Origin of the sequence: Pedobacter sp., from assembly GCF_031119335.1 — a bacterium.
GTDB lineage: Bacteria > Bacteroidota > Bacteroidia > Sphingobacteriales > Sphingobacteriaceae > Pedobacter.
Genome location: NZ_JAVHXT010000001.1, coordinates 218,520 through 243,057, shown reverse-complemented (window position 1 = coordinate 243,057; position 24,538 = coordinate 218,520). Strand labels below are relative to the sequence as shown.

Annotated in this window: 17 protein-coding genes; 12 read left to right on the top strand and 5 right to left on the bottom strand. The window is 37.0% G+C overall.

The genetic code is table 11. From position 1 onward, the window contains the following. Positions 1–321: 321 nt before the first annotated feature. The 7 genes from REI64_RS01060 to REI64_RS01030 all read left to right on the top strand — a co-directional run bounded on the left by REI64_RS01060 (position 322) and on the right by REI64_RS01030 (position 12,771). Positions 322–1,035, top strand: coding sequence for a 3'-5' exonuclease (locus REI64_RS01060; RefSeq protein ID WP_308848225.1), 714 nt, complete (start codon positions 322–324; stop codon positions 1,033–1,035). A gap of 129 nt (positions 1,036–1,164) precedes the next feature. Next, entirely contained in the window at positions 1,165–2,871 is a 1,707-nt protein-coding gene (locus tag REI64_RS01055; RefSeq protein ID WP_308848224.1) for an ABC transporter ATP-binding protein, read from the top strand. A gap of 176 nt (positions 2,872–3,047) precedes the next feature. Continuing rightward, positions 3,048–4,256 carry a hypothetical protein gene (locus REI64_RS01050; protein WP_308848223.1) on the top strand — a complete coding sequence of 403 codons (1,209 nt, stop codon included), beginning with the start codon at positions 3,048–3,050 and terminating at the stop codon, positions 4,254–4,256. A gap of 149 nt (positions 4,257–4,405) precedes the next feature. Next, a complete protein-coding gene (rnr, locus tag REI64_RS01045; RefSeq protein WP_308848222.1) occupies positions 4,406–6,541 on the top strand; it encodes a ribonuclease R in 2,136 nt (711 codons plus the stop codon). Positions 6,542–6,872: 331 nt separating this feature from the next. Beyond that, positions 6,873–8,018 (top strand): carboxypeptidase-like regulatory domain-containing protein, encoded by a 1,146-nt coding sequence (locus REI64_RS01040; RefSeq protein ID WP_308848221.1) that lies wholly within the window; start codon positions 6,873–6,875, stop codon positions 8,016–8,018. 2 nt (positions 8,019–8,020) lie between these two features. Beyond that, the gene (locus tag REI64_RS01035) at positions 8,021–8,983 is read left to right on the top strand and encodes a polyprenyl synthetase family protein (protein WP_308848220.1); all 963 of its coding nucleotides are present in this window, start codon (positions 8,021–8,023) and stop codon (positions 8,981–8,983) included. Positions 8,984–9,039: 56 nt separating this feature from the next. Beyond that, positions 9,040–12,771: a transglutaminase domain-containing protein gene (locus REI64_RS01030; RefSeq protein WP_308848219.1), complete on the top strand. Its 3,732-nt coding sequence runs from the start codon at positions 9,040–9,042 to the stop codon at positions 12,769–12,771. A 631-nt stretch (positions 12,772–13,402) separates the two neighbouring features. On the opposite strand, the gene rpmA is transcribed toward REI64_RS01030, so the two are convergent. Beyond that, entirely contained in the window at positions 13,403–13,834 is a 432-nt protein-coding gene (gene rpmA, locus REI64_RS01025; protein ID WP_308848218.1) for a 50S ribosomal protein L27, read from the bottom strand. 59 nt (positions 13,835–13,893) lie between these two features. Next, positions 13,894–14,205: a 50S ribosomal protein L21 gene (gene rplU, locus REI64_RS01020; RefSeq protein ID WP_308848217.1), complete on the bottom strand. Its 312-nt coding sequence runs from the start codon at positions 14,203–14,205 to the stop codon at positions 13,894–13,896. A 603-nt stretch (positions 14,206–14,808) separates the two neighbouring features. On the opposite strand from rplU, the gene REI64_RS01015 reads away from it, so the two are divergent. The 5 genes from REI64_RS01015 (at position 14,809) to nudK (ending at position 21,026) form a co-directional block, all read left to right on the top strand. Beyond that, complete coding sequence (locus REI64_RS01015; RefSeq protein ID WP_308848216.1) at positions 14,809–15,711, top strand: GLPGLI family protein; 903 nt, start codon at positions 14,809–14,811, stop codon at positions 15,709–15,711. A 16-nt stretch (positions 15,712–15,727) separates the two neighbouring features. Then, positions 15,728–16,579 carry a GLPGLI family protein gene (locus REI64_RS01010; protein WP_308848215.1) on the top strand — a complete coding sequence of 284 codons (852 nt, stop codon included), beginning with the start codon at positions 15,728–15,730 and terminating at the stop codon, positions 16,577–16,579. Between the two features lie 76 nt (positions 16,580–16,655). Next, positions 16,656–17,603, top strand: coding sequence for a GLPGLI family protein (locus tag REI64_RS01005; RefSeq protein ID WP_308848214.1), 948 nt, complete (start codon positions 16,656–16,658; stop codon positions 17,601–17,603). A 69-nt stretch (positions 17,604–17,672) separates the two neighbouring features. Continuing rightward, complete coding sequence (locus tag REI64_RS01000; protein ID WP_308848213.1) at positions 17,673–20,318, top strand: hypothetical protein; 2,646 nt, start codon at positions 17,673–17,675, stop codon at positions 20,316–20,318. A gap of 129 nt (positions 20,319–20,447) precedes the next feature. Further along, a complete protein-coding gene (gene nudK, locus REI64_RS00995; RefSeq protein ID WP_308848212.1) occupies positions 20,448–21,026 on the top strand; it encodes a GDP-mannose pyrophosphatase NudK in 579 nt (192 codons plus the stop codon). 16 nt (positions 21,027–21,042) lie between these two features. On the opposite strand, the gene REI64_RS00990 is transcribed toward nudK, so the two are convergent. The 3 genes from REI64_RS00990 to REI64_RS00980 form a co-directional block, all read right to left on the bottom strand. Beyond that, positions 21,043–22,428 (bottom strand): M56 family metallopeptidase, encoded by a 1,386-nt coding sequence (locus REI64_RS00990; RefSeq protein ID WP_308848211.1) that lies wholly within the window; start codon positions 22,426–22,428, stop codon positions 21,043–21,045. Positions 22,429–22,547: 119 nt separating this feature from the next. Then, positions 22,548–22,913 (bottom strand): BlaI/MecI/CopY family transcriptional regulator, encoded by a 366-nt coding sequence (locus REI64_RS00985; protein ID WP_097131181.1) that lies wholly within the window; start codon positions 22,911–22,913, stop codon positions 22,548–22,550. A 244-nt stretch (positions 22,914–23,157) separates the two neighbouring features. Beyond that, a complete protein-coding gene (locus REI64_RS00980) occupies positions 23,158–24,528 on the bottom strand; it encodes a polysaccharide lyase 6 family protein (protein ID WP_308848210.1) in 1,371 nt (456 codons plus the stop codon). Positions 24,529–24,538 lie beyond the last annotated feature (10 nt).

Genomic DNA, 24,538 nt, shown 5'->3' with positions numbered 1-24,538 from the left:
AAAGGGTTTTGTTAAGCATAGATTAATCCTTTCCATTTTCGGAAGGGATTTTTTTGTTTTAATTAACCACCTTAGACACCTAAGTTAACTTGAGATTAGCTTCATTGTAATTCCCTAGGTATTGAACTCTCCTCACTTCATTGCGAGGCACGAAGCAATCTTAGAGCTATGGTTATTGCTTAGCGACAGTTGTAGGATTGCTTCGTACCTCGCAATGACGAAATTCGCCTTATCTTCTTAAATCTGCGGAAACATCAGCGAAAATCTGCGGGAGAATTAACAAAAATTTACTAATTTGGATATACACCTATCCTATCCACTATGCTAAAAGACCTTAAGCTAAACAATGTCTTTGTGATTGATATTGAAACCGTTCCACAGAAGGAAAAGTTTGAAGAGCTACCACCACACCTACAAGAACTTTGGGAACAAAAAAGCCGCTACCAACGTAAAGACGGACAGACGGCGGTGGAATTTTACGATAGAGCTGGCATTTGGGCAGAGTTCGGAAAGGTTGTTTGTATCAGCGTTGGTATCTATCATTTAGAGCGAAAGCAAATTCATTTGCGAGTGTGTTCATTTGCCCACCACGATGAAACTATTTTACTGAAACAATTCATCAACCTCATAAATAAGCACACTAAAAACTTACAACTCTGTGCACACAATGGTAAGGAATTTGATTTTCCGTACTTATGCAGAAGAATGCTGATTAACGGCTTGCCAATCCCCGCACCATTACAAATAGCTGGCAAGAAACCTTGGGAAATTCATCATTTAGATACTATGGAACTTTGGAAATTCGGTGATTATAAAAACTACACTTCTTTAAATTTACTAGCTGCGATATTTGATTTGCCCACTCCTAAAAATGATATCGATGGCAGTCAGGTTAAGGAAATCTATTACCAACAAAAAGATTTAACTCGAATTGCTAAATATTGCCAGAATGATGTAATTACTACTGCACAATTGTTGTTACGCTTTAAAGGATTGCCAATAATTACGCAAGAAAATATTACTTTAGTGAAGTAATGATAAAATGAAACACATAGGCACATAAGTTTCAAAATCGATAGCATTTTTCAAATTCATCAATTTTTAATGAATTTCAATTTAAAAAACGTAATGCTATGTGTCTATATGGTTAAATCCGCTTGATAAATGCTTAAAGTAAAAGACCTTGCCGTAAAATTTTATAACCAAGAAGACAAAGTTTGGCTAGAAACTGTTCACAAAGTAAGTTTTAATCTCGGAAGAGGTAAAGTTTTGGGCATTGTTGGCGAATCTGGCTCAGGCAAATCGGTGACTTCATTCTCTATTATGCGTTTGCACGACAGTAAGCACACCCAGATAGATGGAGAAATTAACCTAGACACTATCGACTTACTCAGTTTAAGCGACCAAGAAATCAGGAAATATCGTGGCAACAAAATCGCCATGATTTTTCAGGAACCAATGACTTCACTAAACCCAGTTTTTACCTGTGGCGAACAAGTTAGGGAAGCCATTATGTTGCACCAACAGGTGGATAAACAAACTGCCAAGGCGCAAACCATCGCTTTGTTTAAGGAAGTGCAACTGCCTCGTCCTGAGAATATTTTTGAAAGCTACCCGCACCAACTTTCTGGCGGGCAAAAGCAACGGGTAATGATTGCCATGGCTTTAAGCTGTAACCCCGAATTATTAATTGCCGATGAACCAACAACGGCATTAGATGTAACTGTTCAAAAAACTATTTTACAGTTGTTATCGCGTCTAAAAACCGAACGTAATATGGCCATGATCTTCATTTCCCATGATTTGGGATTGATGAGTGAAATTGCCGATGAACTTTTGGTAATGTACAAAGGCGATATCGTAGAACAAGGAAAAGCAGAACAACTATTCGAAAACCCGCAACATCCGTATACAAAAGGTTTATTAGCTTGTAGGCCATCGCCAAAAAGATTACTCAAAAAGTTGCCTACCGTAGCCGACTTTCTTAACGAAGATAAGGAGGTAGGTTTGCAGCATCTTTTAGCTAAAAACGCTTTTACACAGGAAGAAGTAAACCAACGAAGAGCAAAACTCTACAACCAGGCTCCTATATTAAAAGTCGAGAACTTATGCACCTGGTACCCGATCAAAAAAGGTTTGTTTGGTAAAACACATGATTATGTAAAAGCAGTTGACCAGGTTTCTTTTGAAGTTTTCCCTGGAGAAACCTTAGGCTTGGTTGGCGAATCGGGCTGTGGAAAAACCACTTTAGGAAGAACAATTTTACGTTTAGTAGAACCTACTTCTGGTCAGTTAATTTTTGATGGTAGGGATATCACCCACTTAAACAAAAAAGAACTCAGGAAATTACGCAGAGACGTTCAAATTATTTTCCAAGATCCCTACTCTTCATTAAACCCGAAAATCACCGTTGGGCAATCAATTATGGAGCCTCTAGTGGTACATAACATCCATGCCAATGACGCGGAACGAAAAGCGCACGTAATAGAACTTTTAGAAAAGGTAAACCTAGGTGCAGAACACTTCAACCGTTATCCGCACGAGTTTTCTGGCGGACAGAGGCAGCGTATCGTAATTGCACGTGCTTTGGCGCTTCAACCAAAATTCATCATCTGCGACGAATCCGTTTCGGCATTAGATGTTTCGGTACAAGCACAGGTTTTAAACCTGTTAAGAGATTTGCAGGAAGAATTTGGATTGACCTACATTTTTATATCCCATGATTTGGCCGTGGTAAAACACATCTCCGATAGGATGATTATCATGAATAAGGGAAAAATAGAAGAACAAGGTTTCCCTGAGGAAATCTATGAAAAACCAAAAGCAGCTTATACCCAAAAATTAATAGACGCCATACCAGGAAATTTCTAACAACAAAAACGGGGAATTGATTACTCAAAAAAAGAGTAATCACACCTTAAAAATCCCCAATTCCACAACTTATAGTTTTACAAAAACACCTCAAACACTATTGTAAGACCATTTTTCGCATTTACTCCTTTTTGGTATAATTTTTCGATATAGAAAATAAATTAAACTAAAAAAAGATGTTAAGAAACAAGTATTTATTAGTTGCAGCGCTTTTGTTATCAGCAACTATTTACTCTTGTAAAAAAGAAACACAAGAAGTTGTGCAAGAAGATGAAGCTGCGAAAATCATTAAAATTGATAACACTACCTCTTCAAACCGCGTAGATTTAACTAACGAAGGTGTAACCTTGAACTTTCAAGCTGAAACCGAGACCAACGCATTCGGAAAAACTACCGAGGCAACTGCTACAGCATTTCCTTTTCAATTAGTTTATAAAGGAAAAATTGAGCCTCAATTGGGTGTAAATAACAATCCTTTAAGTGCTTTAGAAGTTTCTGCTTATGGCAACAACTACGCTATTGCCTATCAAACTCCAGGCGCTGCTTATGGCGGCGGTGTAGATGTTATCCAAATCCAATCTGGCGTCCCTCAGTTAGTTTCTTCGGTTAGTACTCCAGATGCAGACATTACTTGTATCAACAACGGTGGCGGTCGTTTGTATCTAGGTATGGATTTAAAAACTTACGAAAGCTACAAATATCCAGCTCCTGCTGTAGTTGGCATCGTGAAAACCAATGGAGGCAGTTTATCAGAGCCTCAAGCAGTAGGTTTAGAAGGTTATTCAACAAAAGACGTAAAATACAACGAATATAACGGTAAATTATATGCTGCCTCTTCTTCAAATGGTGGTATCAGCGTAATTTCTTTCAACGGGCAAAAAGCTAGCAGAACAGCCTTTCAACCCTACGGAGGATCGAGATCTATCGCTATTTCTAACCGCGATATCATCGCTACCAACGGTTACAGCTATGCTACTTTTGATGCAAATACTGCTGCAGAAACTAATTACAAACATTGGCCAATTCCTAGTAACAGCGTTGGCATTGGATCTGTAGCTTCTCTAACTAATGGAAACTTCTTATTCGGTAACAACTACTATTTAATTCACGTAGACAAAACTACCAATGCATTGTTAGATCAGGTAGATGTTGGTGGATGGGTAAATTCGATTTCTATCGTAGCAGATAAAATATACGTTTCTACTGGCAACAGCTTAGTAGTAGCACAAATTGAAAACAATAAAATCAAAGTAATTGCTAAAACACACTTCCAAAGTACATTTGGTGGCAATTTTAATGTAATTAGCTCTAGAATTGCAGGCAGCTATGTATTTGTAGCTTGCGGAAGTAGAGGAACTTATGTTTTCAATCTTAAAAAATCTTAACAGATAATTGGTAATTTTTTTTGAAGGAGTCTCGAATTTATTCGGGGCTCTTTTTGCGTTTAGGCATTGATGATAAAAGCATTTATTTGCCTTAAAAAACACATTCCTATGCCAACATTTGTTATCTTCGGTACAATTGCAAAACAATTATGGCAAAAAATAAGAACGCACAATTCAAACTAGTTCTCACTCAGTTAATAAGCGATGTTTTTGACAAAAACAAGAACATTGCACTTAACCATAAGCAGGTAGCTAGCCGTTTAAACTTAGATGATAAGGCATCTATAGATACAATACTTGAAGTTCTCATTGAACAGACCGAAAAAGGTTTATTTGTTAGACCAGAACGAGGTAAGTTCAAAATGAAGGACCTAAAAACCTTTGTAACTGGTACGGTTGATATGACCGCAGACGGCTCTGCATTTATTGTGCCTGATGATGAGTTTGAGAAGGATATTTTTGTTGCGCCACGAAAGTTAAAAAACGCATTACATGGCGACAAGGTGAAGGTTTATGTTTTCGCCAAGAAAAAAAGCGGTAGAAAGAACGAGGGCGAGATTGTAGAAATCATTAAAAGAGCAAAAACAGATTTTATAGGCGTAGCCAAAGTATCTGAACGTTTTGCCTTTGTAATTCCTGATGACCGAAAAATGTTGCATGATATTTTTGTACCGCTCGGCGATTTAAACGGCGCTAAAAATGGTCAGAAAGTGCAGGTGGCATTGGAAGATTGGCCAGAAGGCGCAAAAAATCCAATCGGAAAAATTATACATATTTTAGGCGAGCAGGGTGAAAACGACACCGAAATGAATGCCATTTTAGCCGAATATGGTTTTCCGTTGAGTTTTCCATCTGAAGTTGAAAAAGAAGCCAACGCCATTCCAGAGCAAATTAGCGAAGAAGATATCAAAGGACGTAGGGATTTTAGAGATACTGTTACTTTCACTATTGATCCAATAGACGCTAAAGATTTTGATGATGCTATTTCCTTCAAAAAACTGGACAATGGTCATTACGAAATTGGTGTCCACATTGCAGATGTTTCCCATTACGTAACCCCAAATAGCAGCTTAGATAAAGAAGCAGAACATAGAGCCACTTCCGTTTATTTAGTTGATAGAGTGATCCCAATGTTGCCAGAGCGATTAAGTAATGGTGTTTGTTCACTTCGCCCTAATGAAGATAAGTTGTGTTTTGCAGCTGTTTTTGAAATGGATGATGACGCAAATATCCACAATCAATGGTTTGGTCGTACGGTAATCCACTCAAACAGACGTTTTACCTACGAAGAAGCGCAGGAAGTAATAGAAAACAAAGCCGGCGATTATACAGAAGAAATCCTAAAGCTTAATGAGATAGCTTACGTATTAAGAGATGCTAAGTTTAAAAACGGCGCTATCAGCTTCGAGAGTACTGAAGTTAAATTCAAATTGGATGATTTCGGTAAGCCAATTGGCGTATATGTGAAAGAACGTAAAGACGCACACAAGCTCATCGAAGATTTCATGCTTTTAGCTAACAAAAAGGTAGCTGAATTTATTGCGAAAAAAGGAAAAGGCAAGCAGAAATACACGTTTGTTTATCGTTCGCACGATTCGCCAAACATGGAAAATTTGACCAGTTTCGCCACTTTTGCTTCTCGCTTTGGTTATAAAATCGATACCAAATCTGATAAGGCCATTGCCAAGTCCCTAAATTATTTAATGGCAGATGTAGAGGGCAAAAAAGAACAGAATATCCTTACTTCTTTGGCCATCCGTTCTATGGCAAAAGCAATATATACTACGAAGAAAACAAGCCATTACGGCTTAGCATTCGATTACTATACACACTTCACCTCTCCTATCCGTCGTTACCCCGATGTAATGGTACATCGCCTTCTAGCGCTTTACCTTGATGGTGGCAAATCGGCCAATGCCGAGGAATATGAAGCAGCAAGTGTACACTCCTCTGCAATGGAAAAACGTGCTGCAGATGCAGAAAGAGCTTCGGTGAAATATAAACAGGCAGAATATTTAGAAAACAATATTGGTTCTGTTTACACCGGCATAATTTCTGGCGTTACCGAATGGGGAATGTATGTAGAAATTGAAGAGAATAAGTGTGAAGGAATGATACGTCTACGTGATATCAGTGATGATTTTTATGTACTTGATGAAAAAAATTACTGTATTATTGGGCAGCGTAAAAAACGTAAATATCAACTTGGAGATGAAGTGCAGATTAAGGTGAAGAAGGTTGATTTATCTAAACGTCAGATAGATTTTTCATTGGTACAGGATTAAGCCCCTCCGTAATCTCACCAAACAGATGGACTTACGCAACAACCTTCCAAAGAACGAACTCTCTACCTACAGGGGAGAGATCCCAATTCATCCTAGCGTGTGGACACAAATATTAGCAAATGCCATTTTCCTCCCCCTGCCCCCTCGGAGAGGGGGATATGCAAAATGCTTAAGCGCTACGTGTCCCCCTTTGGAGGGGGATTCAAGGGGGAGGAATGAGATGTATCCACACGATAGGATTTATTGGGAGAGAGGGGCTAATTTAACAACAATAAAACAACACAACAATTCAACATCTATAATGCGCCATTACTTTCTATTTCTTTTACTGATGACATGCACAGTTGCAAAGGCTCAAACCATACAAGGTAAAATTGTAGATGAAACTACGGGAGAAGCAATTCCGTTTGTCTCTATTGGCATTGTAGGTACGAACATTAGTACTGTTACTAATGATGCAGGTGAGTTTATACTTAAAGGTCTTAATCTACCTGCTAAATTAAGGTATAGTCACGTCAGCTATTTGTTGCTAGAAAACGAAATAAACGCTGCCAATAATTTATTCGTTAAACTAAAACCTGCCGCTATTAATCTTAAAACAGTCGTAGTCGATCCTTATCGTGGACAAAGATTGGTGAAAGCAGCATTGGAAAAAGCTACTCAATTTCAAAAGGAAAGTTTCCATGGCAACGCTTTTTACAGACAATTGACCTCTATTAATGGCAAACCAAGCCAGATTTACGAGCTATTTTATGATCTTGAATTTAATGTTTCTAAAGTTAAAGGTTGGTTAGCGAAACAGAGCAGATTTGCCGAACTTAACGAAGGCGTTTCCTTCTCTATGAGCAATCAATCGTACCTAACTTTTGCGCTAGCTGGCTATTTATTCGAAGATCGAAAATCGGGAAAGTTTGTCACACTAAAAAGCCTCAAAGATTTTGAAATCACCATCGAAAAATATATAGAACAAAAAGAGCAGGATATTGCTGTAGTGTCTTGTAAATACAAAGGTAGCAAGAAGCATTTCTACATTAACTCTACCTATTACATTGGTGTAGAAGATACTAATGTTTACCGATTGGAAAACAGCATTTTCAACTTACCCATGACCATTAATGTGACCTCCAAAATACCACCTGCAGGCACCACAATAGCAACATTTAATGGCGCCAAAACCGATATTCCTATTTTAGAAAGCATATCCTCAAAATTATATCTTAACTTAAATATTAGAGGCAGAGCGCTAAATCCTGTTATTAGCTCTATGCTAACGGTATTCCAGTTAGATAAAAATTTGAAAACTCAAAAATTTACTGAATTAAATAGAAAAGTACAAGACAAAGCCATAATCGAATCGATTGCTTATCAACCAGATTTTTGGAAAGATAATCCTATTGTAAAGCAAACCGCTTTAGAAGATTCTTTCATTAAAATGATGGAAAGCAAATCTGCATTTGGCACTATGATAGATCCATAATAATGCATAACCCTACAGAATTACAAAAATTGATCGAAAATGCTATCCCAAAAATAGCATACCCTGCAAATCCAGCGAATTTATACGAGCCTATAAAATACATTATGAGTTTAGGTGGTAAAAGAATTAGACCTGTAATGGTTTTAATGGCTACCGAACTTTTTACCGACGAAGTTACCAAAGCACTTGATGTAGCCTTGGCTATTGAAACTTTCCACAACTTCACTTTAGTTCATGATGATATTATGGACAATGCTCCTTTACGCAGAGGCAAGCAAACCGTACACGAAAAGTGGGGCGTTAACAATGCCATTTTAAGTGGCGATGTGATGATGGTAGAGTCTAATAAACACCTTTCTAAAGTTGATATCGGCGTTTTAAAACCTGTGCTAGATACCTTTAATCAAACTGCACAAGGGGTTTGCGAAGGGCAGCAATTAGATATGGAATTTGAAACCAGAGATGATGTAAGTATTGAAGAATACATTGAAATGATTAGGCTTAAAACTGCCGTACTACTAGGCGGTGCTATGAAATTAGGCGCCATTGTTGGCGGGGCCGATGAGAAAAACGCGGAATTACTTTATCAATTCGGAGAAAACTTGGGTGTGGCTTTTCAACTGCAAGATGATATTTTAGATGTGTATGGAGATCCAGAAAAATTTGGAAAGCAGGTTGGTGGAGATATCATCGCCAACAAAAAAACATTTCTACATTTAAAGGCAAAAGCACTAATTGAGCCTACAGAAACTGATATCCTTTTAGGCGAACACGAAAGTGCTACCCAAAAGGTTGAGGCTGTAACTGCTCTTTACAACAACTACAACATCAAGGAATTGGCTCAAACACAAATGAAACAGTACCTTGCTAAAGCATACCAGGGGCTTGATATGCTAGAAGTTGTAGAGAACAGAAAAACTTACTTGCGTGAGTTGACTAAGCAAATTATGGAGCGAGAAAATTAGCATATAAATTTTCTTCTGGCAAAGATTAGTCATTAAAAAATGATTATAATTGAGTTATGAAGAAAACTGTCTATTTTTTATCGATCTCACTTTTATTCTGCTTCACGACAAACGCTCAAAATAGCTTTAAAAGTGCATGGGAAAGCTTCCTCAAAAATGATACAGAAGCTGCCAAAAAAGAATTTGAGGAGCTGAGCAAACGGCCCGAGTTCGCAAACGATGCCTATTTATCTTTGAGCTTGCTCGCCGAATTGGAGCAAAAAAATGATGATGCATTTAACTATTTCCAGAAATTTTACCTGAACAGCAAAAATGCAGAACCTTATCTTTCTGCATTGTGGCGTAGCCCAGCGGTAAACAGTAGCTACAGTAAAATTACACCTGCTGCATTAGCATTAATGAATGAAATCGTGAAAAACAAAGCTTACGATGGTTCACTTAACGCAATGGCATATTCGGTAATTGGAAAACATTACAAAAGCGTTAAAAAACTAGCTGATGCCGAAAAAGCATTTGCTCAAATAGGCAGCGTAGACAATTGGTTAGTTACAAGTACTTTCGAAAACATCTCAACTAGCGGTTTCGATAAAATACATGCTCCGCTAAACAATCCACAAATGGATGCAGTATTCATAGGCAAAAAGAACATCAATTTTGGATGGAGAAAAGTGCCGCACCTTAAACGTGATAAATGGTTCGATTTTACTTTCTATGACGATGCTTACAATGCAATCGTATTTGCACAAAGCTTCGTTAATGCCCCAACCGATATAGAAGGTCAGCTTAGAATTGGTGTTTCTGGCTCGGTAAAAGTTTGGGTAAACGACCAGCTGATTATTACCGAAGCAGAAGAACGCAACAACGACTTAGACGCTTACATTTCTACTGTAAAACTTAACAAAGGGAACAACAGAATTTTAGTACAAATTGGAGAGAGTTACGCAAATAACTCAAATTTCCTGATAAGAATAACTGATGCTAACGGTTATCCAATTCCGGGTATCACCAACTTAGATGAATATCAGCCCTACCAAAAAGAGGGTAGCTTCAAAGCAGTGGGCATTACACCAAAATCGTATGCATATTTCAAAAACCTTGTCGCTTCAGATACTTCTAACTATCTAAATCAATTATTATTAGCTAAATTATATCTAAGAGATGATTTTGTATTTGAACCGAGAATTATCTTAGAAAAATTAAAGCAAAAGTTCCCTGAAAGCACTTTTATAAACACCTTGATGATTGCCTTGCATTCGAAGGAAGATAACCGTACTGGCGTAGAAACTCTACAAGAACAAATCAAAACTGCAGACCCTAAAAGTACACAAGCCCTAAAATTAGCTTACAGCGAATTTTACAACCAAGAAAACTATGATAAAGCAGAAGAAATAGCAAGCGAATTAGAAAAGAGATTTGGAGAAGATGAAGACGTAATTGCAAAAAAAATAGCTTTATCTGGAAAAAGAAATGAGCAAGACAAAATTATTGGATTAGTAGAAAAAGCCTATAAAAGATGGCCACAAAACAGAAACTTCTCATACATCAAATATATATTAGAGAAAGAAATCAAAAAAAGTTCTCAGGCCGAGGGCATACTTACCAAGTATCTAAATGAAAATGAAGATTACGAATACGCTACTATTTTAGCCAACACTTATTTTAACAAGGGAAATAGCAAAGGCGGTTTCGACATCTATTTAGAAAAGCTTAAACTAGATCCGGGGAGTACTGGTATCTATAGTGATTTAAGCAGTAAATACTATACGCTACAAAAGTATGACAAGGCAGAAGAATACATTAATAAGGCCATTGCATTAGCCCCCTACATTGCTTCGTACTACAAAACCTTAGGTACAATTCACGAAGCTCGCAAAGAAAATACCAAGGCAGAAGAAGCTTATAAAAAATCGCTCAGCATTAACCCAAATAATTACGAAGCGATTGAGCAGTTACGCAGATTGAAGAAAAACAAAGATGTATTCAGCTATTTTGAGCAACCAAATGTAGCAGCGCAAATTAAAAGTGCACCCAAAGCAGCCGATTATCCAGATGACCATTCTATTATTCTGAATGAAGAAGTACAAACTGTGGTTTATGAAAATGGCGGCTCAGAAGAAAAACATTTCTTAACATCCAAAGTATTCACAGCTAAAGGCTTGGAAACTTACAAACAGTACAATATCTCTTACAACAGCGACCAAACTTTAATTGTAGAAGCAGCCGAAACTATTAAGTCAAATGGTACTAAAACCCCAGCAGAGCAAAATGATAACCAACTAGTATTTACCAATTTAGAAGTTGGAGACGTGATTAATATACGTTACAAGCTAAGAAATTATAATGTTGGCAGTCTTACTTCACACTTTTGGACATCCTTTTACTTTTCTCACGGTAGCCGATATATCAACCATAAGTATTCGCTATTAATAAGTAAGAATAAAAAATTTAACCATAAATTTTCACTTGAAGATATACCAGCTAAAAAAGTAGATGCCGACGAATTTGATCTTTACAAATGGGAAGCAACTAATACAGCAGGTATGATCTACGAAGACAAAATGCCGCCGCTTGACGATGTTGCTAATATCTTATACATCTCTACCATACCAGATTGGCAATTTGTTTCTAATTGGTATAATAACTTAGCAACCGCAAAGGCAAGAAGTAGCTATGAAATTAGAACATTAACAGACGAACTATTTGCAGGGCAGAAGCCTACAGAACTGCAGAAAGTTAAAAAGATTTTCCAATACATTACCCAAAATATTTCTTACAGCTCTGTATCATTTAGGCAAAGTGGAATTGTTCCACAGTCGCCGGCTACAGTAATAAATTCACGAATTGGCGATTGTAAAGATGTTTCTACGTTATTTGTTGCCATGTGTAAACAAGTAGGTGTAGATGCAGAGCTAGTACTGGTAAAAACTAGAGATAACGGACAGAACACCTTATTACTACCTAGTATCGATTTTAACCATTGCATTGCCAAGGCTAACATTGGAGGTACTGAACATTATATAGAACTTACCTCTAACGTTTTACCTTTTTCTTCATTCAGTAACGACGATTTAGGCGCTTCTATTTTACCAATTAACGCAACTAGTAACCAACTCATTAAATTGCGACCAAAAAACCGAGTACAAAATCGGATGAGCTACATTACTAAAGTAGCTATCAAAGGAGCCGATATGCATTTAACAGAAACTAATTTCTGCACAGGTTCTATGGCCAGCTACATTCGTTATAGCTTTAAAGATCTTTCTCCGAAAGACCAATTGAAGAAAATGAAAGACGAAATAAGTGGAAAATACCCTGATAACGAAGCCATTTCTTTAAGTTTCGAGAATTTAGATCCTAAAACTTCGGTTTCAGACACCTTAAGAGCATCTTCTACTTATAATATCTTAAAAGTATGTAAACCAGTGGCAGGTATGAATATCTTTGCTCTCCCTTGGACAACAGCGGTTGCGCCATCGTCTTTAACGGTAACCGAGCCTAGACATTTTGGTATAGATCTTACCCAATTATTTTGGTCTGACTCTAATGATGAGCAAATTGAACTTACTTTACCAGAAGGCAAAAAATTAATGGAAACTGTTAAGCCACTTACTATCGACAATGAGTTTTTCAGCTATAGATTAAACAGTCAGCCAAAAGGAAACACAATTATTATTAAACGTGAAATGACCTTTAAAAAAGACTTTGTAGCAAAAGAAAAAGTAAGCGAGTTTAATGCTCTTTACAAACAGGTTATAGAGGCTGACAATCAACAATTGGCCTATAAATAATAGAAATCCCCATAAGAAAATGGTTGGAAGGACCTTCCACCCGTTTTCTTTTCTAAGCTTCAACTGCTCTTCTTAACAAATCGTTATTTAGACGCTCTATCTAAAGCTTAAGGACATTATAACTTGTTTTTATTTACAGCAAATGCAAGTCCGTACACTAAAGAAGAACTTTGAGCCAAATAATTAATTAAGCACCAAATTTATTTATAAACCTGAGTTCGATTATTATTTGTGTGTTTTCCACTATTAAATAGGCGTTTTAGCTTATGGTTGTCGTCACCCTGACCACGAAGTAGCTGCAAAGCAAATTTATTTCAGGGTCGGTTATACACAAAACTGATGCTGAAATAAATTCAGCATGAGGTTACGCCTAGGCATAGCGAAGGCAAAGCAATATTTTCATTGAAATAATAATCGAACTCAGGTTATTAAATCTCTCGCTAAGATAAATAGCTCAATCTTTTAGCTTGTAACCTGTTATTTCGACCGCAGCAAAGCGAGTGGAAAACTGAAAGAAAGTGTAGCTAAATTTTTGAAGAGCAAAAAAACCTACCAGTATTTTCAATCATTAGATCACAAAAAAAGCCCTGAGAAATTCTCAGGGCTTTTGAATGTAATGGAATTACAAATATTATTCTGCAGAATCAGCAGCAGGTGCTTCTTCAACTTTAGCAGCCTTTTTAGCTGGTGCTTTTTCTGCTTTCTCAGCAGTTTCTGCTTTTGGAGCTGCAGCTTTCTTAGGAGCAGCAGTTTTTTTAGCTTCAGCTTTAGGAGCAGCTTCTTTCTTAGCAGGAGCAGCATCTTCTACTACAGCTGGTAATACAGAAACGTATGATTTATTATCTCTTTTCTTTTTGAAAGTAACAATACCTGGTACCAAAGCAAATAAAGTATGGTCTTTACCAATGCCAACACCTTTATCTGGGTGGTGTTTTGTACCACGCTGACGAACGATGATGTTACCAGCGATAGCCTCTTGACCACCAAAAATTTTAATACCTAGACGTTTACTATGCGACTCGCGACCGTTTTTTGAACTACCGGCTCCCTTCTTATGTGCCATGTTTTTATCTTTTAAACAATTAGCAAAAAGCTAATCATTGAATTTGCAAATAATTTTAACTACAGAGTGATACTCTCAATCTGGATTTTCGTGAATGACTGGCGGTGACCATTTTTCTTTTTGTAACCTTTTCTACGTTTCTTTTTGAAAACGATTACTTTATCACCTTTTAAATGAGACACGATTTTAGCCGCAACCTTAGCTCCTTTAACCGCAGGCGCACCTACAGAAATTTTACCACCATTGTCAACCAACAATACATTGTCAAATTCAATACTAGCGCCTTCATCTCCTTGTAAACGGTGTACAAAAAGGTGCTGGTCTTTTGCAACTTTAAATTGTTGCCCTGCTATATTTACTATTGCGTACATTGTTAAATAATTATTTTATTTCTATTTATTTTTATTCGAGGTGCAAATATAGAACTTTTAATTCTCAAACACAATAGCGTGCAGAAAATATTTCATTACGTATTTTGGTTAATTGTTGAAATCGGTTAATTGGTTAACTGTTCATTGGTTCATTGGTCATTGATTCATTAGGTTGGCGGCTAATTTTTGATAATTGATGATTTGTGATTTTTCAAGAAATCAGTACCTCCCCTGCGTAGCTAAGTGTAGCCCCGCTGTACGCTGTAATCTTTTTTGTGTTCTCCAACCGTCATTTCGAACGCAGAGAGAAATCTGTTTGATAGCTGCTTTTAACTTAGAGATTTCTCTCTGCGTTCGAAATGACGCAACAAAAAAGTATTCCGTTCCCATCGGGTTTAAATGCAGATGCTGTGCACAGGTTTTTGTTACCTAAACCCGATTGAGCGGATTAGCCCGTAGCGATTTAGCGTAAGCGCAACGTAGCGAAGGCTATGAGCGAAAGCGGGACTAGCCCAACCCATGCTGCAGTAATTCGCTTTCGAAAAAATAATAAACGTTTGCATTATTACGAAATATTCGTAGATTTACGAAAAACATAAAATAATGAAAAAGAACATTTTAGCTTTAATTGGTATTTGTTTATGTACAATATCTTTTGCGCAACAGCCAGAATTGGCCGTAGCCAAAGCAAGGTATAATTTCTCTCATGTGATAGACACCAACAAAAAAGACAAGCCTTGGGTAGAAGAAATGGTACTCATTATTGGCAAAAACGCCACACTTTACACGAGTAATGTTAGACTTAACCAATTAATTAATTTTAAAAAACACGTTGCCGAGCAAATAAAGAACAATGGTGGCACACTGAATGGCGCTACGATAACATCTAACAGAAAACAACAAACTATAGAAACGGAGTACTACACCTTTAACAAAGAAAATAAGTTGATTACTGCCGAAAAATTAATGCACGACTATACGGTAGAAGAAGAAATACCCAAAATTGATTGGAAGATTGAACGCGATACCATGAGTTTCTCTGGACTAAAATGTCAAAAAGCAACCGCTACATTTAAAGGAAGAAATTGGATTGCCTGGTTTGCTCCAGAACTGCCATTTGCTAATGGACCGTGGAAATTAAATGGTTTACCGGGATTAATTATTGATGCCTACGATGAAAAAAAAGAAGTACAATTTCAGTTTGCCGGCTTTGAGGCTGTAACGGTAAAAGCGGTTGATCAAACAAATAGTACCGAAGATGAAAAGACACTAGCGACAGAGATGATGGGTAACGAAATAAGAATACCTGCTAAAGCATTAAAGGTAAGTAAAGAGGAATTAAACCGACTTAAGAAGGCCAAGAACGAAGATCCTTATGGTTTCGCCAAAGCGCAGCTTACAGGTACACCGATGGAAGGTCTTTTAAATATTGCAAAGCAATTTCCGGCTTTAAAAACTCCAACGCCTGTTGCAATGATTTTTAACAATCCAATAGAATTAAAATAACTCTTAATCATTTACCATGAAAATCTTTATTAACACAATATGCCTGTGCTTACTAACAACTGGCTTATTTGCTCAAAGGGCTGATACTGTTATTGCCAGAGCGTACTACGCCTACACTAACCAAGCAGACACTACTATTAGAAAACCTGTTAAAACACAACAGATGGCGCTTTTTATGGGTAAAAACGTATCTTTCTACACCAGTATAGACAGAATAAAACATCACATATCTGTAGAAAGAGCTCTACTTAATAATAATAATTCTAATGGAAAGCCAACTGTTTTTAAGATTGACCAAAAGGCCACAGATTGGATGCATAATTTCAGCTATTTCAACTTTGGTAATGAAAATAAATTTCATACCAAGGCAAGTATTACTCAATTTAATTATCTGTACGAAGAAGAAAAGCCGCTAATTAATTGGAAAATAGCGAAAGACAAACTAACAATTAATGGACTAAAATGCGAAAAAGCTATTGCGCTAATCGACGGAAATTTATGGACAGCTTGGTTTGCTAGCAGTATACCTTTTCCTTTTGGTCCAGAAAAATTAAATGGTTTACCGGGGCTTATCCTAGAAGCTTCTACAGAGAACAAGCAGATCAGTATTAAGTTTGTTGGTTTAGAAAATGCTAAATATGGTGATTTTTACCGCGAGAATGATGCTAAAAAAGATAATACGAACACCTTAGGAACCATTAGTCCGATTGACTACTTTATGGGATTTGATGCTGCTAATGCTTATTTCGATAATATTATAAAATTGCCTTCGAACGCTATAAAAACTACAAAAGAGAAATTTAAAAGATTGGAAGAAGCTTATAAACAAGATCCAAAAGGATTTATGAAAGCACAATATAGACAATAAAAGAAAGTTAAATTTTGTTAAATCATATTCCTATCTACGAATATTTCGTAGCTTTACGAAAACTTAATTATAACACATGAAGATTTTAAAACTTACATTAATTGCGGCTGCCATAAGTAATTCGGCTTTCGCTCAAAATGCTGATAAGGCTTTAGCTAGGGTGAGATATACACTTTCACACATGCGAGATACTACTCAAAGAAATGATTTCTACACCGAGAACATGCTTTTGGTGATTGGTAAAAACGCTTCGGTGTTTACGAGTTACGATAAAATCAACAGAGATATGGAAATCCGCAAATCTCTTGAAGAGCAGATTAGAAATCAAGCTGGCGGACCTACTGCCATCAATATTAATAGAACTTCATCTAAGCCAGTAACTCAAGTAGATTACTTCTATTTTGCTAACGAGAACAAATTTTTCACCAAAGAACGTGTGATTAGTAATTATTTAATCGAAGAAAAGGCACCTTCAATTAATTGGAAAATCAGCAAAGACACCGCTAGTTTCTCAGGTGTAAAATGCCAAAAAGCAACTACTTACTTTAAAGGTAGAAACTGGATTGCCTGGTTTGCACCAGATTTAGCTTTCCAAAGCGGTCCGTGGAAATTGAATGGTTTACCGGGCTTAATTATAGAAGCTCATGATGAAAAAAACGAAGTGAAATTCCAATTTGCTGGTATTGATAAAGTAACAGAAGAAGACAAACCTAAAGAAGCCGACCAAACTGTTACGCTACCAAATGGAACAACAGGTACATTTAAGTTAAGAGGAATGGACGGTGACACTTACTTAGGCGGTGAAATTAAACTACCTACCGATGCAATTAAAACATCGCAGAAAGAGATTGACAAACTGAAAGAAGCTAGAGATAAAGACCCGATTGGGTTTGCAAATGCGCAAATGGCAGGAAGAAACATGGGTGCAAATGTAAAAACTAGCACCAGCTTTGTAGCTGGCCCTGGGGGTGCGAAAAAGTTTGTGTTGAACAATCCTATTGAACTTCCAGAGAAGAAAAAATAAAACCAAACCAAACAAACTATTTTCGGCTTGTCAGCAAACCTGGCAGGCCTTCATCTAACACACATTCTGATGAAAAAGGTATTATTTATGCTCATCGTAATGAGCGTTAGTACTGTTGCTGCTTTTTCCCAAAAGCAAATTAAGGGCAAGGTTAAAGACATAAAAGCTAAGCCGCTTCCTTCTGTCATGGTTAGTTTAAAAGACAAAGAAGGAAGCACGCTTGGTTTCTCTAGAACAAACGAAAAAGGAGATTTTGTAATTAATACTGACGAAACCTCGAACGACTTGATACTAGATTTCAGCATTTTAGGTTTTGAAAAAAAAAGCATCAAACTAGCAGATTTTAACAATAGCGGCGAAATTGTTTTAGCCGAAAGTGAAATTAGTCTGAAAACAGTGGAAGTTAAAAATCGCCCTAGATTAAGCTCAAACGGAGATACGTTGAACTACAAAACTTCAGACTTTGCCGATAAACAAGACCGCAACATTGGCGATGTTTTAAGAAAAATGCCTGGAATTGAAGTTGCAGAGAACGGAAAAATTAGCTACAATGGCAAGAACATTTCTAACATGTATATTGATGGAGATAATTTACTGGAAGACAAATACGGTATTGGCACAAAAGCTATCCCCCATGGTGCGGTAGACAAAGTGCAGGTAATAGAGAAAGACCAGCCGATTAAAATGCTGCAAAAAAACAACACCAGTGATGATGTAGCTTTAAACCTAGTGATTAAAGACGAAGCAAAGCTAAAGGTGATGGGCGAAGTTAAAGCTGGTTTGGGAACTCCAGAACGTTTTGACGGTAATGTAAATGCCATGCTCTTTAATAAAAAAGTGAAGTTTCTGAACAACCTAAAAGGCAATAACATTGGTATAGACCCTGGACTAGACCTCATGGCTTTTAATCCTATCGCAAATGACAACTCTAAACCGGGCAATTTACTTTCTGCTGGTGCAGCTGGCGTACCAAATTTACCGCAAAGCCGCTCGTTGTTTAACAAAGCTGGTCAAGCTAATTTGAACAACCTTTTCAAGTTTAACAATGACTTACAGTTAAGGGCTAATGTTTCTTATCTGTACGATGAGCGCAGGCAAATCTATTTTAAATCATCAGAAACCCGCTTAGCTGGCCAAACAATTAACTACCAAGAAAATCAGGATAATTTCTTAAATCCACAAAAATTACGAGGTCAGTTTACCTTAAACGGCAATACAGATGGTTACTATTTTAATAATGTTTTTGTTGCTGAGTATAATCCTACTCGTACCAATTCTAATGTATTTATCAATGGCATAGGTGCTTTCCAATCGCTAAGGCAAGATATGTTCACCTTATCGAACGATTTAGGCTATCGCAAAAAACTGAAATCGGGGAATATGCTTCATCTGTCTTCGTCGCTTAGCAGAACAACACAGCCAGAGTATTTAGATATTAAACCCGGTTTAAATGAGGAAATCCTAAACAATGGTACGCCTTATGCCAGTTTAAACCAATATTTAGATTTGCCAACGCTTTATACCAACAACTTTGCTTCGATGGCATTCCCTTCAGGTAAATTTGTGCAGACATATAGGGCAGGCTTTTTGGTACAGCACCAAAATCTAAGCTCAGATTTAACGAAAATGCAAACTAATGGCAACAGTGAGCTTGCAGCACCAGGCACACTGAACGATTTGAATTGGTTAAGATCTAGGGTTTATCTAGAAAACATTTACGAATACACTACCGATAAAATTACTGCCGCCGTTAGAGTTCCTGTGAGTTATAACAACATTAGTTATGATGATGCAAACCACAGCGTAGATAAAAACTTGGAGCGTTTCTTTATCAATCCATCGGTTAATTTCAAATACCAAACCAGTCCAGAAAATTATGTAAGTGCAGCTTATATCTTTAGAAACAACCTTGGCACCATAGACGATGTTTATAGCGGAACGGTTTTACGCAACTATCGTTCTCTCTTTGCTAACAATGCTCCTATTTCAGAAAGTTCTTCGCACGCTTTCTCTGGTAATTTTAATTTCCGCAAGGCGATAGAAATGATTTTCGGTAACGTAGGAATTACTTATAGTATTACTGATTTAAATACGATTTCTGCTTATACTTTAACCAATAATACACAACAACGTATTGTGCTTCCATTAGAAAATCAAATGAAAAGTTTGGGTGTAAACTCGGGTTTGAGCAAGTACTTATTTGCACTGAGAAGCACAGTAAACGCAGGATTTAGCTATTCACATAGTCAATTCCAACAGTTGCAGAATAATCAATTATTACCTTTTGAAGCAGATACTTACATCTACAAAGCGGGTATTGAAGCCAAACTGACCAAGTTCATGAACTTCTCTTACACGGGCACGTTTACAGATAACAGAAATAAAGCTACTAACACTGGTATTGGTACTAATTTCCAGCAATTAAGGCAACAATCTGGACTAACGGCAACGGTTTTGAAATCGGTGTTTTTGAACCTTTCTGCAGAGCACATCTTTACCAAGCAGTCTAGTCAAGCAGATTTGAAGTACTTGTTTGCAGATTTTAATATCCGATATAAAGTACTAAAGCTTAAAACAGATCTAGAATTTGGTATTACCAACTTAGCGAATGTGAAGAGATTTGAAGCCATTAACGTTTCTGCAAACGCATTAACGGTAGGCAGGTACGAAATTCCGGGAAGGGTTGCGATGTTTAGAGTAACGTTTAATTACTAAGCATCCAAAAAAAGGAAAGATTTTATGAAGCGGATTTACCTCATCGGTACTTCCGCTTTTTTATGCACTATATTTCAACTTGCTTCGTTACAAATTCATCAAAATTGCGTCTATCTATAAATCTTAATAATGATCAACGATATCCATATTTTAAACACCGAAATTCTAAGTGACAACTGGTATACACTTCGAAAAATAACTTACGAGTTTACCAGACCAGATGGAAGCAAACAAGTTCAAAATCGTGAGGCATACGACAGAGGAAACGGTGCCACTATCCTACTCTATAATCAAGAGCAGCAAACTATCATCCTAACCGAACAATTTCGTTTACCAACTTATCTCAACGGAAACCCTTCGGGAATGTTAATAGAAACCTGCGCAGGCCTATTAGACAAAGACAATCCAGAAGACTGCATTAAAAGAGAAACAGAAGAAGAAACGGGTTATAAAGTAACCGATATACACAAAGTTTTCGAAGCTTATATGTCACCAGGTTCTGTAACCGAAATTCTTTACTTTTTTGTTGCTGCTTATGAAAAATCTATGAAAGTAAACGAAGGCGGCGGCTTAGCTCAGGAAGAGGAACACATTAAAGTTTTAGAGCTAGCTTTTGAAGATGCATTAAATATGATTGACAACGGTGAGATTAAAGATGCAAAGACAATTATGCTCATACAGCATTTAAGATTAAAAAACATACTATAAGCAAAAAGAGCCGAACTTAAAGTTCAGCTCTTTTCTTAAGCTCTACGTGTATCTGAGATTTTTTTCCTTCGCCTTTTATTACTTGTACGTGCTGAATTTCATTTGGATTGATGTTGCTTAATTCCTTCGAAGGATAAGCTTTTCCGTTGACAATCATTTTTACGTCATCGAGAGAAACGCTATCGGCAGTTTTCTTAAAACCTCTAACTATAATCATCTTCTCCCCATTTGGAATTGGCAAATCAACTTCTTCAACTTTGCCTATAGATTTAAATTTAATAGACACTTTAGGACTTTCGCCCATTGCACCAGCAATTGTACTATCTTTTTTGTAAACGAAAACTTGGCTTATCTTTCCGTTAACAATAGGTTTTTGAGTGCGAGGCAGTCCAAGTTTTTCTGTAACAGCAGCCATCATTTCCTTAATTTCGCTTAAACTGGGTCTACCGCTTGCATTGGTATCTCTATCGAAAAAAAGTGTGCTTACAATATGGTTTATCCTATAAAGCGTGTCTTTTTTAACTGGCTCTTCTTTTATCTTATTCTTAACTATTTTTTCTTTTTTACGAGCAGTCACTACCACTTTCTCTTCTGGTTTCACTTCCTCATCAACAGTTAAATGAGGAATAATTTTGGCTAATTGTGGTAAATGCGCTTTTACTTCTTTTTTAGAAATGGTAAAGGCCAACGTAGTTAATAACAATACAGGTAAGGCCAAGGCGTATCTGCTCAACGTTAACTTCGACGAGCGCTTTACGTTCATCATTTTGATACGCTTCTTTAAATCTGAAAGATTAAAGTTATTAACAATAGGCACCGAAGTATTTAATTGTCCAACGCCTAACAAACTGTACTGATAGGCTTTTCTATCCATCCCCTTTTTAAGTATCTTTTGGTCGGTAATAAACTCTAGGTTTTCTTTCACCGCCTTTTTCATTAACCAAACTCCAGGGTTAAACCAGTAGAAAACCACGCTCAACTCGGCCAAAATAATATCTACAGAGTGCCATTGTTTTACATGCACCGTTTCGTGCGCTAAAATGGTATCCAGTTCCTTTTCGTTATGTAAGCTCGGGTTAACATAAATAGTTTGCCAAAAAGAGAATGGACTAACACTCTCGTTCAAAGTTCTAACGTTGTAATTAGCAACCGTACTCGGGCTAGATTTGCGGTGAATTCTATAAAGTGAGATAAATTGAATAGCCAACCTCACAGTCATCACCAAAACGCCCAGATAAAACAAAGCGCTTAAATAAGGCCAATTATTGATAAAAAACCCTGTAGGCACCAACTCAGAAGCTTTTTGGTTAAGCTGTGGCAAGTAGGCAACTACTTCCTGCTTATCGAAAAATTCTGTTAAATCAATGAACGGATAAGCTGTAGAAAAAACAATTCCAAACACCAAAAAACAGCGATTTAGAACGTAAAAAGTTAATCTGCGTAATATCAGATAATAAGTGGCAGCAAATAGCAGCAGCACTAAGTTTATCTTTAACAGAATAATAAAAAGATGTGGCATATCTATTTATCTTCAGGTTTTTCAATCAAGTCAATTATCTCTTTTAACTCTGCCGCACTAATCTTCTTATCTTTCGCAAAAAACGCTACTAACTCTTTGTACGAACTTTGGAAATAATCGTTCACAAAACCGTTCATAAAGCGTTTTTTATAGTCTGCTTCTTTCACTTTAGCACTGTAACGAATAGCATTTGCGTAGCGTTCGCCTTTCAAAAAACCTTTGCGTTCTAGGTTTTTAACCGTAGATGCTACGGTAGTATAAGGTGCTTTAGGCTCGGGCATGGCGTCCATAAATTCCTTAATAAAACCTGGCCCAACCTGCCAAATGGCTAGCATTGCTTCTTCTTCTTGCTGTGTTAACTTCTCCATCAATTAATTACGAAATAATCGTAAATATACGAAAGTAATTAATTAAAATGCAAGCGTTTAGTCGTTAAATTTTGTTAAGAAGATCAATCGATTTAAATCGGTATAAATTATGATTTGAAGCGTTCAGATACCGTCATTTCGACGAAGAATGAGGAGAAATCTAGCAATTTATACCATACGTCTCGCTAGATTTCTCTTCGTCGTGCCTCCTCATCGAAATGACGAGAACAGACCCATATAGCATTTACTTAAGAATAAAACTCCTGTTATCCTTCTTCCAATCTGGACCGATTGAAGTAGTTAGCCAAAAGGGTTTCTTCAACGCTGTTTTCTTTTGCCAAATACCATCAGATATTTGTAAATCATTACCCATTTTAACAAAACCTGAAGTTAAAGTACCACCTTCTAATTGGTTATTTTCAATTTTCAAGTTCTTTGGTTCATCCTGCGTTACCACCAATGTTGTTGGATTAATGATGTAGTTATTCGCAATTTTTACGCCATCGGGGGCTACTGCCCTACTATTATCTTTACCTGAGCCAAGCACAAAAGCCTCTCTTGCATCTACAATAATATTATTTTGTATATCAGCATTTTTAACTTGAAAATAATCGCTCAATGCTGGATTTTCATAAGCGTTCATCACCGAAATTGCAGAACGCAATGTTCTTCCTGCTATTTTGTAAAGATAGTTTCCATGCACCTTTTGGTTCTCACCAATAATCCTCACTCCTCCAGTATTTGTTAAATTATTCCCAATGAAATAGTTATTGCTTACCTCCGAATTGTTGCCATGTCTAAAAGTCACTGTGCCTACACATTCATAGAAAAGGTTGTTCAAGATTTTGTTAAAGCCAGATTTAATAGAAATAATTTCTACTTCGCCATTGCACTTATCGAAAATATTGTTTTCCACTTCGGTAAACGAATCGTTCATAGAGTAAGTACTTGTTCCAATACGAATTGTTTCTCCTCCGTTTGCACCTAAATCTGGTCGTGGGCCAAAATAGTTATGGTCTATTTTGTGGTAATTTGGTTTGTCATCTAGCCAAACCACCAGCGTAGTACCCTGATGCGTTTTTCCTGAAATGGAACAATGATCTACTCGGTTATTCCTACCGTGCAACGAAACCCATTTGTAATCCAAAGTCTTGTCGCTTGGGTTATAATTTTCTATGCTAGTATTGGTTAAACGACTATTTGAAGTTGTTTTAGTGAAAATCACTACATCATCTTTTAAAGAAAAACCATCCTTAAAGGATAAGCCGTCTACCACCAACCACTCGCCATCAATTTTTAAGTTAGAATTTCCAGAAAGCACCACATTGCCTTTTGTTTCGGCAACTAAGGTTATTGGATTTTCTGCAGTACCCTTACCTTTAAAGTTTAACTGCTGGCTTTTCCACTCGCCAGCTTTCATCACCACTTTATCCCCTGGCTGCAAGTTCAAAGCATTGAGTTCGGCAGCAGAGCTGATGGTGTAAACCTTAGCTTGCGGTTTAGCTTGCTGTTCTTTTTCTTCAATAACTTCAGCCACGTTTGAAGCAGCACAAGAACTAAAAGCAATGCAGTTAACCAAGAAAAAGCCTAATAGGAAGCCGTTATATTTTTTCATCTTCGATTAA

Bases quoted from the DNA above. Each gene is read 5' to 3' on its own strand.
- REI64_RS01060 (WP_308848225.1), top strand. From the start codon at position 322: ATGCTAAAAGACCTTAAGCTAAACAATGTCTTTGTGATTGATATTGAA.
- REI64_RS01055 (WP_308848224.1), top strand. From the start codon at position 1,165: ATGCTTAAAGTAAAAGACCTTGCCGTAAAATTTTATAACCAAGAAGAC.
- REI64_RS01050 (WP_308848223.1), top strand. From the start codon at position 3,048: ATGTTAAGAAACAAGTATTTATTAGTTGCAGCGCTTTTGTTATCAGCA.
- rnr (WP_308848222.1), top strand. From the start codon at position 4,406: ATGGCAAAAAATAAGAACGCACAATTCAAACTAGTTCTCACTCAGTTA.
- REI64_RS01040 (WP_308848221.1), top strand. From the start codon at position 6,873: ATGACATGCACAGTTGCAAAGGCTCAAACCATACAAGGTAAAATTGTA.
- REI64_RS01035 (WP_308848220.1), top strand. From the start codon at position 8,021: ATGCATAACCCTACAGAATTACAAAAATTGATCGAAAATGCTATCCCA.
- REI64_RS01030 (WP_308848219.1), top strand. From the start codon at position 9,040: ATGAAGAAAACTGTCTATTTTTTATCGATCTCACTTTTATTCTGCTTC.
- rpmA (WP_308848218.1), bottom strand. From the start codon at position 13,834: ATGGCACATAAGAAGGGAGCCGGTAGTTCAAAAAACGGTCGCGAGTCG.
- rplU (WP_308848217.1), bottom strand. From the start codon at position 14,205: ATGTACGCAATAGTAAATATAGCAGGGCAACAATTTAAAGTTGCAAAA.
- REI64_RS01015 (WP_308848216.1), top strand. From the start codon at position 14,809: ATGAAAAAGAACATTTTAGCTTTAATTGGTATTTGTTTATGTACAATA.
- REI64_RS01010 (WP_308848215.1), top strand. From the start codon at position 15,728: ATGAAAATCTTTATTAACACAATATGCCTGTGCTTACTAACAACTGGC.
- REI64_RS01005 (WP_308848214.1), top strand. From the start codon at position 16,656: ATGAAGATTTTAAAACTTACATTAATTGCGGCTGCCATAAGTAATTCG.
- REI64_RS01000 (WP_308848213.1), top strand. From the start codon at position 17,673: ATGAAAAAGGTATTATTTATGCTCATCGTAATGAGCGTTAGTACTGTT.
- nudK (WP_308848212.1), top strand. From the start codon at position 20,448: ATGATCAACGATATCCATATTTTAAACACCGAAATTCTAAGTGACAAC.
- REI64_RS00985 (WP_097131181.1), bottom strand. From the start codon at position 22,913: ATGGAGAAGTTAACACAGCAAGAAGAAGAAGCAATGCTAGCCATTTGG.
- REI64_RS00980 (WP_308848210.1), bottom strand. From the start codon at position 24,528: ATGAAAAAATATAACGGCTTCCTATTAGGCTTTTTCTTGGTTAACTGC.